The following is a 12,677-nucleotide window of genomic DNA, read 5'->3' on the forward strand; positions in this document are numbered from 1 at the left end:
GGACTGCGCGAGTCCGAGCGACTTTTTAATCAGCACTTTGTCATTCCGGAAAGAATAGGGGATTGATTCAACGAACTTCTAACTCACGACACTAGCTTCTCACCGATGACAGCTGGAAGCGCTTGCGCTGCAGGAACCGGCGCACGGCCGGATCGCGCTCGAGTCCGATCGCGAGATCGTATGCGCCGAGCGCTTCGGCCGCCGCGCCGGCACGCGCGAGCAGATCGGCACGCGCGGCCCAGTACGGCTGGTAGTCGGCCAGCCGCGGATCGTCCGCATACGGCTCGAGCGCGTCGAGCGCCGCCTGCGGGCCGTCTCGTTCCGCCAGCGCGAGCGCGCGGTTCACCGCGACCACCGGCGACGCTGCAATCGCGAGCAGCGCATCGTAGAGCGGCACGATCTCGTCCCAGTTCGGGCGATGCGTCCGGCAGCGGTAGATGTGCGCCGACTGCAGCGCGGCCTCGAGCTGAAAGCGTCCGATTGCGTTGAATGCGCTTGCGCGCCGCAGCAATGCGTTGGCTGTGTCGATCATCGGCGCGTCCCATGACGCCGGATCCTGCGCCGACAGCGGCACGTAGTCGCCGGCCGCATCGCGTCGCGCATCGCGCCGCGCCTGCGCATACAGCATCAGCGCGAGCAGCCCCAGCGTCTCTGGCTCCTCGGGCAGCAGCTCGACGAGCAGTTGTGCAAGAAACAGCGCCTCGCCGGCGAGATCGCGCCGCTCGGTATCGCCACCGACCGGATCGCTCCACCCTTCCGCATACGCCGCATAGACCGCTTCCAGCACCGCGGCGAGCCGGCTGGGCAACTCCTCGCGCTCTGGTACGCTGAACGGAATGCCCGCTTCGCGGATCTTGTTCTTCGCCCGCACGAGGCGCTTGCTCATCGCGGCGGGCGACATCAGGAACGCGGACGCAATCGTCTTCGCTTCGAGCCCCAGCACCACCTGCAGCATCAGCGGCGTGCGAATCGCGGCCTCGAGCGCAGGGTGCGTGCACGCGAACAGCAGCGCAAGCCGCCGATCGGGCAACATGCCTGCTTCACGCTCATCGATCTCGTCGGCGAGGATCGCAAGCTGGTTCGCCACTTCGTCGCCGACACGGCGATGACGCGCGCCATCGACCGCCCGGCGGCGCGCAACCGTCATCAGCCACGCTTCGGGATTCGCGGGGCAGCCGCGCTCGGGCCAGTCCGCGAGCGCGGCCGCAAACGCGTCGGCCAGCGCGTCCTCGGCCGCGGCGACGTCGCGCGTGCGCATCGCCAGCAGTGCGACGAGCTTGCCGTAACTGCGGCGAGCGACCGCCTCGGCAATCGAATGCGCGGCGCCGTCAGCGTCACGGCCGCCGCCGGATGCACTCATGCAGCAGATGGCGCGTCGTAGGGGGCAGTCCAGACCGGGCGCACTTCCATGAGGCCGTGCGCCGCGCCTGGACAACGCGATGCCCACGCGATCGCCGCGTCCAGGTTGGGCACGTCGATCAGGTAGTAGCCGGCGAGCTGCTCCTTCGAATCGGAATACGGTCCGTCAAGCACCTGCGGCTTGCCGTCGACGAGCCGCACCGTGGTGGCCGTGTTCGTGTTCTGCAGCCGGTTGGCGCCCACCAGCGCCTCCGCTTTTTTCAACGATTCGGTGTACGCCTGATATGCGGCAACCCCCTGCTGCCGCTCGCTGTCGGTCATCTGGTTCCAGCCGTTTTCTTCCGAATAGATCATCAACAGGTATTGCATATGAGCCTCCGTCATGGGGTTAAGGCGGGCGAATTACATCGGGCCGCCATTACAATGACGCTCGGGCCGCATGCTGACGGACAGGCGGCGTCGAAAAAATCGCGGACGGCGCACCCGCCTTAATCGCTCGCCTCCGTCGAGGGCCCTCCGCGCGGTCCCTTCGGGCGAGCCCGCCATCCCCTCCGCGCGGCTATCAATTTCACCAGATTGTCGAGGGCGTACGTACTCGGCCCGCCCCTCGCCGGCCTGCTCAAATTCGATGATACGTCGGCCCACGAGCCAGTATGCGGCAGTCGTGACCGTATTGACGTGTCGCACAGCGGCTTGGCGCGCGGACCCCCACGCGGGCCGACGGGCATGGCAACACCTGGCCGGGAGATCAGGCCTTGTAGCTTGCGCCATCCCGATCAAGAAGCCGCAGCAATGCCGTCCATTCCCGGTCGAGGTGCACCGTGTCGAGGTATGCATAGTCATCGTGCTGCCTGGCTGCGTGCTCGCAAACCTCCGGCGAAGGAACGACGACTTTCTGTCCGGCCGACAACGTTGCAACCTGAATTTCGCAGGCCTTGTTCAGGTAATACATACGCGTGAACGCTTCGGCAACCGAGCGGCCGGTCGTCAACAGGCCGTGGTTACGCAAGATCAGGTAATCCTTATTGCCGATCGACTTCACGATGCGTTCACGCTCGTCAAGCTCGAGCGAAATGCCTTCGTATTCGTGATAGGCGACGCGGTTATAGAACTGCATGCTGATCTGATTCAGCGGCAGGAGGCCGCACTCCATCGCAGCGACGGCCATGCCGTAGGTCGTGTGCAGATGCACGACGCATTCGACATCGTGACGCGCCTGGTGCAACGCACTATGAATCGTGAATCCTGCAGCGTTGACTTCGAACCGGTCGTCATCAATCGGATTGCCGTCCACATCAATCTTGACGAGAGACGACGCCGTGATTTCGTCGAAAAACCAGCCGTGCGGGTTGATCAGGAACTGGTCGTTTGTTCCAGGCACCCGGGCCGAGATGTGGGTGTAGATCAGATCGGTGAGTTCGAATTTGGCCGCCAACCGGTACGCGGCGGCGAGCTGGACACGGGTGTCCCACTCTGGCTGGGAAATGTTTCGGGGTTTACGATTGACGTGCGGATCAGTAGTGGAAATCATGCTGAAATCTCTCTGTGTTTAAAATTAACAACTAGTCGCGAGCAATTCACTAACTGGGGAGCGACGCATCCAGCTGTTGTTCGGGTTGGTTAGTTGAGGAGGCTTTACAGTTCGGCGACAAGAAGCGGCAATGCTTCAAACAGGTCGCCCACCAGACCGTAATCGGCGACGCTAAAAATCGGCGCTTCCGGATCCTTGTTGATCGCCACGATCACCTTCGAGTCCTTCATGCCGGCCAGATGTTCTCCTATACATGTCACGAAGATCGTGAGATCGGGTTCCGCTCTGTGCTACGACAACGCTTCCCCAACGTGAACCTCATCGAGGTCATCAAGGGCGCTGATTCCGGTGCCGCGACCTATGAAGCGACCATGCGTTTTCTGGACGAGCACGAAAAGCTCGACAGCATTTTCAACGTAGCGGGAGGCAACGAAGGGCTCGCGGCCCATTGCGCACGCCGATAGCCAATCGACAGGTCTTCGCCGGGATGTAGTTCGAAGTCGTCACCGCGCATGGACAGCACGCTGCCGCCTTCGAGCGCGGGCACCCAGATGATGTCGCCGTTCACGATCCGCTTGATATGCTCGATGACCGGATAACCCTGATCGCTTGCCTCGCCGGGCGCTGTGCTTTGAGAGCGTCAATATTCAGCGCGTGCATAACCTGTTGCCCTGCAATCAGAACTTGAGCGTGGTTAGCATAACGAAGCCCCAGATACGTTCTTGAATTCCATGGATGGATCGTGAATAAGGGAACGTTGGTTTTTCCGATAATAAGCATTGGGGAGATGCCGCCAAAGGCTTGCCGGGAAGGCCCGCGAACGGGTTGGCTATGTGGCGGGCGAGCGTATGACGAAGCATCTGACGAGGTAACTGCCGCACTACGCGTCCACGACGATCCCGCCGACCTGCTGGACCACCTGGACGAGGTTGCCGCGCGGCCTTAGCGGGACTCGCGGCTACGCTGCTCCTCAACGGTGAGGATAGCCTCGGGCGTTGATTCGAGCCGGGCTTTCGGTATCGGCTGACCACTAACATCGGAGAAACCATAGGTACCATCCGCGATCTTCTGCAGCGCCCGCTTGATATCCCTGATGCGCCGGTCGTGCACGTCATGTAGCGTCTGGTTGATCTCACGCTGCGCCATTCCCTGCGCCTTATCCTCGAGCTCCTCGGCCTCGTCGCCATGCTGCTCCTGAGCCGCCCGCTCGTTCGCGAGCGTATTTTCCTCTCCGCCCAATAGTTCCCGGCGCAGTGCCTCAAGGCGCTTGCGCTGCTGCGCGATGAACTCCTGACTCAAAGTGACCTGGTGTCCAGACATTGCTCTCTCCTGCGCCATGGTTGACGTGCGATTCGACAAGTCAGCGAAACACAGGTGTCATGGACCAGGCTCGCGGACTGTCTGTCCACGGTTTCGACGAACAAGCGGTATAGGTCATCATGCACCCAATTCCTGAAATGCGTGGCCATTGGCCTCGAATCCCTTCAGGATGTCGGGTGATTTGCTCGAATATTAGTCGACGGATCGGTAGCAGGTGAACTTACCGGTACCTACGGGTTTTTCCTGGTCTTAACCTATGTCGACACCGGCGTCGCCGAATCGTCGTAGGAGTATGTCCAACTTCTCTTGTGAAAGGCGAGCAAACCATGACTACCGGAACCGTCCATCTCCAACGCGTCTTGCGCGCTACTCCGGAACGCATCTATCGAGCGTTCCTCGAACCCGACGCGATAGCGAAGTGGCTTCCTCCTTACGGGTTTACCTGTCAGGTCCACCACATGGATGCCCACGTTGGTGGCACTTACAAGATGTCCTTCCGCAACTTCAGCACCGGCAACAGCCACTCGTTCGGCGGCGAGTACGTCGAACTGGTGCCGTTCGGGAAGATCCGCTACTCGGACCGATTCGACGACCCGAACCTGCCCGGCCAGATGCACGCCACCATTTCATTGCGGCAGGTGTCCTGCGGAACCGAACTCACCATTGTGCAGGAGGGCATACCCGAGGTCATTCCTGTTGAGATGTGCTACCTCGGCTGGCAGGAGTCGCTTGTTCAGTTGGCAAAGCTGGTTGAGCCCGAGATCCGTGACTGATAACCGTCGCACCAGACGAACGTCAGAACACACAATTGAAATATTCACCGGCCAGGTACGAACTTCACATGGCGGCCGACATGGTCGAGAACACGATGCGACAGCGAGTCCGACACCAAGTCAACGGCCGCTTCCGAGTGCCATACCGGCCACTCGTCATTGCGAATATTGCGCGGGCACCAGCGTCCGTTTTCGAGATTTTTGAGCGCATACTTTCAACCCATAAGGTGTAGTCGGTTTTCCACATAACGGCCATTGAAGGACTAAAAAACGTATGCTTCGTTGCTGATTGAACCTGTCGAAGCGGTACACGTTTCGAGCGTTGTCGGCCCAGACAACGGAAACGAATTTGAATCCTTGTAGAACGTCTGTAATCAGCTTCTTCATTTGATGTCAGCTGTTTCGGCTTCTCACAATACCGATTGCTATTACTAGAGTGACACACAGCTTGCGGACGCTCGTGAGCATCGCGAGAATCGACGCGGCGTCGCACCGGGCACGCGAAATCGGCGCGCAACGCGCCGGTCGGCTGACGGTCGGCTTCGCGTCCACGGCGCTCTTCGATGTATTGCCGCGCGCCATCGCGGCATTGCGCGCATCCATCCCCAATGTCGATCTCACGCTGCGGGAAATGAGCAACGCCGAGCAGGCGAGCGCGGTGGAGAACGGCGAGATCGATCTGGGCGTGCTGCACACGCTCGTGCCGGTTGCCGGAAAGATGCGCGAGAAGCTGATTGCGCGCGAGCGGATGATCGCCGTGTTGCCCGCGTCGTTTCCGCTCGAAGCGGGTGCGAGGGGTCGGCGGCACCAGGCTCAATGCAAACGTTCGTTGCTGGGGGCTCTGCGTCAGTCGCAAACCGTCCCCCAGGAATAGCGCTACCTGCAATTTTTCTGTTGCTCCGCTATAAATCATAGTAGGCGAGGGTCACGCTTCTTCGCACCGGCGCTTCACGCGCCTGGCGCGCGCATAACACCCGCTACGGAGGCGCACTGTGTTTGACCGGACTCTTGCTCGCACCTGGTTCCTTGCTGCCGTGATAGCTGTGTTTATCTCTTGCTATCCTTGCCTGCAGCCGACGGCGAACGCCGCCGGCGCGGCTCCGCCGCCGGCGAAGGAAAAACGGGTTTCATCGGCCAACGCGTCAGCACCGGTCGACTTCCCGACCATCGTAGAGCGATACGGACCCGCCGTCGTGAATATCAGCGCGACTGCCCCGGAGCAGCAATCGTCGCTGACAGCCCCTCCGGCAATCGATGCTGACGATCCCCTTCTAGCGTTCGTCAAGCACATGGTGCCGCGATCGCAGGCCTCTCAGGACAGTTCGCCACGCGCCATCACGGGTAGCGGCTCCGGTTTCATTGTTAGCCCCGATGGCCTCATTCTGACTACCGCTCATGTGGTGGATCAAGCCGGCGAAGTGACGGTCAGACTGACCGATCGACGCGAATTCAAAGCGAACGTCCTGGCGGTCGACACTCAGAGCGACGTCGCGGTGATTCGGGTCGATGCCACGAAGCTTCCGACCGTCAAACTTGGGGACTCGTCGCGGGTACGCGTCGGTGAACCGGTTCTGACGATCGGGTCGCCCGACAGCTTCGAGAATACCGTTACCGCCGGCATTGTCAGCGCCACCTCTCGCACGCTCCCGGACGGGAGCAGTTTTCCGTTTTTTCAAACCGATGTCTCCGCCAACCCGGACAATTCGGGTGGCCCACTGTTCAACCGTGCAGGCGAGGTGATCGGCATCGACGTGCAGATTTATGCGGACTCAGACAGCCACCCCAGCCTGACCTTCGCCATCCCGATCAACCTGGCGGCCAAGGTGCGATCGCAGGTGCTAGCCCTGCATGCGACATCTCCGGGCGGCCTTGGCGTGGAGGTACAGGACGTCGGCCCCGGGTTGGCGGTGGCCTTTGGCCTGCCGCGACCGGCAGGTGCGCTGGTCAATTCCGTCGCGCCCGGCACACCGGCCGCCTCGAGCGGACTCAAGCCAGGTGACGTTATCGTACAGATCGGCGACAAGACGATTGATCGCTCGGCCGAACTCGGCGAGGCTGCTTCTGATCTGCTGCCCGGGACGAAAACCACACTCAAGCTGATCCGCAATCGAAAACCGATGACGACGACGGTCATGGTCGGCGCGTCCGCGGAAAGCCCCCAGGCTCGACAAACCGAAGGTGGCGCAACGGATCGCCTGGGCTTGATTATGCATCCGCTGAGTCAGGACGAACTGCACGCCCACGACCTTGCCGTAGGTCTGATGGTGGACGGGGTCGATGGGCCGGCGGCAAGCGCTGGCATCCAGCCCGGCGATATCGTCCTTTCGCTCAATGGCACGCTGGTCGAAACGCAGGCGGAAGTGACAGCGCTGGAAGCAAAGGCAGGCAAGGAGATAGCGGTGCTCATACAGCGCAACAACGCACGCAGCTTTGTTTCGGTCAAGCCTAGATGAAAAGCCCAGCGTGGGCAGCGTGGGTGTCGCGAGGAAACGCTACTACAACATGTCGATCAAGCTGGAGTCGGTGATCGTAGCGGTGCTTATCGGCGACATTGGATTGCGTCCAGAACGCGGTCCTGCAAAAATTGGCAATTCAGGCCACACTACCCTATGGGCCGCATTTGCGTCGTACCGAGCTGGCCAGGCCACAGGTTATTCCCGTCAGGAAAGCAATGACAAAACAGCTAACAATCGATTTCGTATCCGATATCGCATGCCCATGGTGTGCGATCGGCCTGTCGTCGCTGCAGCTTGCGCTATCGCGCCTGGGTGAAGCGGTCGACGCTCAAATAGTCGTACATCCCTTCGAGTTGAATCCGCACATGGGGCCGGACGGCGAGGCCATTGTCGACTATCTCGGCGAAAAATACGGACGCACGCCGGCACAGATCGCCGAAACGCAAGCGATGATCCGGGAGCGTGGGGCGAGCGTTGGTTTTGCCTTCGGCCCGCGCACGCGGGTCTATAACACCTTCGATGCACACCGCCTGATGCATTGGGCCGGTGTCAAAGGGTCGCAGTTGCCACTCAAACTGGCGCTGCTGCGGGTTTATCATTCCGAGGGCAAAGACCCGAGCGATCACAATGTTCTGGTCGAAGCGGCCCAATCCGTCGGGCTGGACGCTGCGGAAGCACGTGAGGTACTGCGGAGCGGCGACTATGCCGACGAGGTTCGTACAGAAGAACGAGAATACCTGGCGGCGGGTATCCAGTCAGTGCCTGCGACCATCCTTAACGGTCGCTATCTGGTGAGCGGCGGACAACCCGTCGAAACCTTCGAGCAGGTCATCCAGCAGATTCTGGCCGAAGCGTAGTGCGGCAGCCGCGCCAACGCAGCGGCTCGGCAAGGTGGTGCTTCATGCATGCGTCGAAAAAGTCATGCAACCTTGTCCAAAGGAGCCGTTCGCAAGCGCGTGGTGTCACAGGCGATGGCTGTCTGCTTCGGCCGAACAGCAGCCTGACCGGAACTTCCGCAGTCGACATCCCTGCCCCAACCGTCAAAAGCGGACATACTTTTTCTTTCAGCGAGGACGGCGAAAGCTTCCTGCTCGACGGCGAGCCTTTCCAGATCCGTAGCGGGGAGATGCATCCCGCGCGCATCCCCGCCGAATACTGGCAGCATCGCATCCTGATGGCCAAGGCGATGGGGATGAACTGCATCGCCCTCTACGTCATGTGGAATTACCACGAAACGAGTCCAGGCGTTTTCGATTTCCGCACCGGGAACCGCAATATCGAAGCATTCATTCGACTGTGCCAGCAGGAGGAGATGTGGGTGTTGCTGCGGCCGGGTCCCTATATCTGCGGCGAATGGGATCTGGGCGGCATTCCGTCGTACCTGTTGAGTTATCCGGACATCCAGCTCAGGACCGACTCCGCTAACGATCCTCACTACATGTCGGCGGTAGCGCTCTACATCAGGGAACTGAGCCCGCGCATCGAACCACTGCTGGTGAGTAACGGTGGACCGATCCTGATGATTCAGATCGAAAATGAATTCGGCTCGTACGCGAGCAACCCGGCTTACCTCGAAGAGATACGGCAGCTCTGGCTTCAGGAAGGGATACAGGGGCCGTTCTATACCGAAGATGGCATCAAGCAGCTTGAACGGAATCGCACGAACGTCACCGGCGGCGCGATTGCATTGAGCAATGGCGATGCAGCGCAAATCGCGGCCGTCCGGCGGGAATTTCCGGCCGTTCCGGCGATGGCCGGCGAAGTGTATCCAGGGTGGCTCACCCATTGGGGCGACGAGACGCTCAAAGGTACGGCCGTCGATATCTCCGGCACGCTAGACGCGCTCATGCAACTGAAGCTGTCGTTCAACCTCTATGTCATACACGGCGGCACGAGCTTCGGCTTCTATGCCGGCGCAAACGTGGATGCCGATTCAGGCGAATATCAACCCGACATTACTAGCTACGACTACGCAGCACCCATCAGCGAGCAAGGCGTAGCGACGTCGAAGTACATGAAGTACCGCCGCATCATCGCCCGCTATCTATCGACGCCGTTGCCCGATATACCCAAACCCGTTCCGACGATCAGGCGCAAGGGAAGCCAGGCCTTGATGCCGGATCTTTACGCGTCCATTTGGGACAACCTGCCTGCCGCGCTCCCGGCTGCACAAACCGTCCACCTGCAGCCGTTCGAGATGGTCGGCCAGGCGTTCGGTTTCGCGCTGTATCGCAAGAAGCTGCAGGGCTATCGCGGTGGTGTGCTGGATATCAAGAATGTTCACGATTACGCGACCGTTTTCGTCGGCGAGCACTATGCAGGCGGCGTGTCGAGAGCGCTCATGCCGGAGCACTGCGCGCAGTCGCTGAATGTTACGCACCACGCGCCGCTTGCATTACCGTTCGCGTCGTCGCCGGACGGTGCCGTATCACTGGAGATTCTCGTGGAGGGCATGGGACGTGTTAACTACGATCACGCGATGATCGACCGCAAAGGCATTCTCGAACCGGTCACGCTGCAGAATGCGGGAGGCTCGAACGACACGCTCACCGGCTGGGAAGTCTTCCTGTTGCCGATGGATACCGCGTTTATCGCTAACCTGCGCGCCGTCTGTGTGGACCCACGCAAGGCCGGACTGTTCTTCAAGGCCACCTTGCCGTTGGATAAACTCGGCGATACCTATATCGACATGAGTGGCTGGACCAAAGGCGTGGTCTGGGTCAACGGGCACAATCTCGGCCGCTACTGGAATATCGGCCCGCAAAAGCGTTTGTATTGCCCAGCACTCTGGCTGCAGCAGGGTGACAACGAGATCATCATCTTCGATCTCCATCAGATTGAAGCGAAACCGGTTGAACTAGCGCACACGCTATCGTAAAGAAGCCGCCGGAATCCAACGCCGGGAAATCCATGGCCACCTCGATTACCCTTCGCCACCGGCCGGCACCAGTTCTAAAGTGAGCACCTCGAAGGGCGAGAGCTGAATGGTCTGCGGCCGGTCCGCGTCCAGCACCGATGGGACATGCGAGGCATGGTCGCGCCATAAGCTGTGCGTCTGGAATCGTCCCGCCGCGCCCGCCGGCAACTCCAGTTGCCGCCGCAAATCGAGCACGAAGCGCTTCGCCTGGCTGTCGGGATTGCGCAGCGTGATGATCGCCTTGACCTGCGACCATGCAGCCCAGCCGTACACCTCGAGCCCGTCCGGCGCACCGCCAATCCAGTGGCTGTCGCGCAACACGTCGGCGTTCGCCCGGGCCCACCTGGCAGACTCGGCGAGAACGTCCCAGTCGCCGTCGCTCAGCAGCGATGGCGTGATGTACAGCTCCTGCAATTGTGCGCCACTGCCGAAGTACGAATGCACTTCGTGAGCGAAATCCTGGCCTTGAGCGATGTTCAGCCGATCGTTGTACTGCGCGTAGATGATGCCGTGGAGCATCAATGCGTTGAGCGGAAACAGCGGACTCCTGGCTACGACATTGTGGTAAGTCTGTGCGTCGCGGTAGGTAATCCAGCGTTCGCGGTTGCTGCCTACGCCGGCCAGGTCGTCATCCTTGCCACCGCGCCAGATCGAATCAGCGTAGCGCAGCCAGAACGGCGATGGATAGGTGCCGACGGTGAGGTTGATGAAGGTATCGGGCCTGGCCTCGCGGATGTCCTCGATCAGCTGGATCGCCGCGTCCCAGTCGCTGCTGAAGCGGCTGCCCGGGACCACCTTGTCGACATGGCCGGCGCCATCGAGTTTGAACTGATTGATGCCGTGCTGCGTGAGCAGGTCCATCACGGCCTCATGGAAGCGTCGATAGTATTTCGGCCCGGACAGCGCGAAGCAACCATCGATGATCTCGTATCCGGCGGCGTGGCCCCGCGTCACGCGCTCCTGCCGCGTCGGCCCATAGCCGCCCCACGGTGACAGCCACACGCCGGGCGCCGCGCCGTACCGGGCGGTGGTGTCGCGCAGCGGCACGAATCCATGCGGAAAATCCTTGCCGAAATGCCAACTGCCGCTGTAGTCGTCCCAGCCGTCATCGAAAAGGAAGGAGTCGAGTTGTACGCCGCGCTTGTCGTGCAACTCACGGCCGATGTCGTTGATGCGTTCGAGCGCCTGCTGCTGCGTGTACGGCGTGAGGTAACCGATGTCGTACCAGCTGTTGTAGTGCAGGAACGGGCGGTACGGATGGGCTCGTTCGCGTTCGAGATAGGCCGCGAAATCGCGGCGTAGCTGGCCCTCGCGAGCCACACCCGCCACCGCCGAGAAGACACTGGTTTTGCCCTTTTCCAGTGGCAAGGCCCGCGGCAGGATGAACCTGACGGTGTCGCCGCGTACCTGGCTTTCCGCCAACGGCAGTTCGAAACCGAGGTAGACGTGGCCCGCGACCACAGGTGTTCCCTTGAACTCACCGCCGGTTTGCGCACCGGACGCCTGCGTCTCCAACAGCGAAACGGTGGCAATGTGCTCGTCCTTGCTGATCGCGGTAATCGCCACCTGCAAGCGCATGTACAGCGAGCTTTCGCGTTGCTCCACGCTCCACTCCACCCGCAGGCGACCCTGTTCGTCACCGAGGATGGCGTGCACGCGTCTGCCCGCAATCCGTTCGGCCAGTCGAGACGCATTGGGATTTGCGCTCAGCGTTTCTTCGCGCAGCGGCGCAAGCAGCTTCAGGTCGGCAATGCCCAGTGTGCTGGCGTCCGCCAGCGATAGCGCAAATGGCGCAGTGACCGGCAGCGTGCGCGCATGCACGCGGTCGGTCAGGGCGAAACCGGTCAGGTGCTGGTGCCTGACGGTCCAGTTCAAGGCGATCGCCGCGTTACCGAAGGAATGCCGGTCACCGCTCGTCTGGAACACGGGCATGCCCGGATGCGTGGACGCAATTTCTTTGGCGTGCATGGACGAAGCCCAGGATGAGGAGGGTGCCTGATCCATAGAGTACTTCGGGCGGATTCAGCAAGTGCGTGAATTTTTACAGTGTGCAAGGCCTGCATGTCCCGAAGCAGTACCTATTGCGACCTGCCGGTGATGCCAGCAGCAACGCGAGACCCGCGACGTCCTCTGGTTCGCTGACGCGGCCCATCCGGATGCTCGCGACGGCTTTCTTTTCACGTTCGGGATCTTCCCAAAGCACGCTTGAAAAGTCGGTGGGCACCGCGCCATCCCCCATCGAGGATTTCTTACGCCCCCCTCCGAGGGAGTACCTCTTCGCGCCCCTTGCCCCACCGATATTGGCCGGTGAATGTCGCCAG

Annotated in this window: 9 protein-coding genes and 4 pseudogenes; 6 read left to right on the plus strand and 7 right to left on the minus strand. The window is 61.0% G+C overall.

Annotated features, from left to right (window positions below; translation table 11 throughout):
* Positions 1–91: 91 nt before the first annotated feature.
* From P3T21_RS10835 to P3T21_RS10855, 5 genes and pseudogenes are all read right to left on the minus strand, one after another.
* The gene (locus P3T21_RS10835) at positions 92–1,360 is read right to left on the minus strand and encodes an RNA polymerase sigma factor (protein ID WP_429255941.1); all 1,269 of its coding nucleotides are present in this window, start codon (positions 1,358–1,360) and stop codon (positions 92–94) included.
* The gene (locus P3T21_RS10840) at positions 1,357–1,728 is read right to left on the minus strand and encodes a YciI family protein (RefSeq protein ID WP_429255942.1); all 372 of its coding nucleotides are present in this window, start codon (positions 1,726–1,728) and stop codon (positions 1,357–1,359) included. Before P3T21_RS10840 ends, P3T21_RS10835 begins: the two co-directional genes overlap by 4 nt.
* A 379-nt stretch (positions 1,729–2,107) precedes the next feature.
* Positions 2,108–2,890: a class II aldolase/adducin family protein gene (locus P3T21_RS10845; RefSeq protein WP_429255943.1), complete on the minus strand. Its 783-nt coding sequence runs from the start codon at positions 2,888–2,890 to the stop codon at positions 2,108–2,110.
* A 104-nt stretch (positions 2,891–2,994) separates the two neighbouring features.
* Positions 2,995–3,168 (minus strand): annotated as a pseudogene (locus P3T21_RS10850) (electron transfer flavoprotein subunit alpha/FixB family protein); the annotation flags it as partial.
* 182 nt (positions 3,169–3,350) lie between these two features.
* Positions 3,351–3,518 (minus strand): annotated as a pseudogene (locus tag P3T21_RS10855) (encapsulin); the annotation flags it as partial.
* Between the two features lie 195 nt (positions 3,519–3,713).
* Here P3T21_RS10855 and P3T21_RS10860 point away from each other — a divergent pair.
* Positions 3,714–3,836: pseudogene (locus P3T21_RS10860) on the plus strand (HAD family hydrolase); the annotation flags it as partial.
* On the opposite strand, the gene P3T21_RS10865 reads toward P3T21_RS10860, so the two are convergent.
* Positions 3,833–4,210, minus strand: a complete 378-nt coding sequence (locus P3T21_RS10865) for a TraR/DksA family transcriptional regulator (RefSeq protein ID WP_429255944.1) — start codon at positions 4,208–4,210, stop codon at positions 3,833–3,835. The pseudogene P3T21_RS10860 and the gene P3T21_RS10865 sit on opposite strands and share 4 nt — an antisense overlap.
* 326 nt (positions 4,211–4,536) lie before the next feature.
* On the opposite strand from P3T21_RS10865, the gene P3T21_RS10870 reads away from it, so the two are divergent.
* The 5 genes and pseudogenes from P3T21_RS10870 to P3T21_RS10890 all read left to right on the plus strand — a co-directional run bounded on the left by P3T21_RS10870 (position 4,537) and on the right by P3T21_RS10890 (position 10,317).
* The gene (locus tag P3T21_RS10870; RefSeq protein ID WP_429255945.1) at positions 4,537–4,983 is read left to right on the plus strand and encodes an SRPBCC family protein; all 447 of its coding nucleotides are present in this window, start codon (positions 4,537–4,539) and stop codon (positions 4,981–4,983) included.
* 460 nt (positions 4,984–5,443) lie between these two features.
* Positions 5,444–5,764: pseudogene (locus tag P3T21_RS10875) on the plus strand (LysR substrate-binding domain-containing protein); the annotation flags it as partial.
* A gap of 211 nt (positions 5,765–5,975) precedes the next feature.
* Positions 5,976–7,436 (plus strand): trypsin-like peptidase domain-containing protein, encoded by a 1,461-nt coding sequence (locus tag P3T21_RS10880; RefSeq protein ID WP_429255946.1) that lies wholly within the window; start codon positions 5,976–5,978, stop codon positions 7,434–7,436.
* Positions 7,437–7,654: 218 nt separating this feature from the next.
* Positions 7,655–8,296, plus strand: a complete 642-nt coding sequence (locus P3T21_RS10885; protein WP_429256305.1) for a DsbA family oxidoreductase — start codon at positions 7,655–7,657, stop codon at positions 8,294–8,296.
* A 44-nt stretch (positions 8,297–8,340) separates the two neighbouring features.
* Positions 8,341–10,317 (plus strand): beta-galactosidase, encoded by a 1,977-nt coding sequence (locus P3T21_RS10890; protein ID WP_429255947.1) that lies wholly within the window; start codon positions 8,341–8,343, stop codon positions 10,315–10,317.
* A gap of 45 nt (positions 10,318–10,362) precedes the next feature.
* Here the strand turns inward: P3T21_RS10890 and P3T21_RS10895 are convergent, their stop codons facing one another.
* Complete coding sequence (locus P3T21_RS10895) at positions 10,363–12,324, minus strand: enterotoxin (RefSeq protein ID WP_429255948.1); 1,962 nt, start codon at positions 12,322–12,324, stop codon at positions 10,363–10,365.
* Positions 12,325–12,677 lie beyond the last annotated feature (353 nt).

It is taken from the genome of Paraburkholderia sp. GAS334 (assembly GCF_050436625.1).
GTDB lineage: Bacteria > Pseudomonadota > Gammaproteobacteria > Burkholderiales > Burkholderiaceae > Paraburkholderia.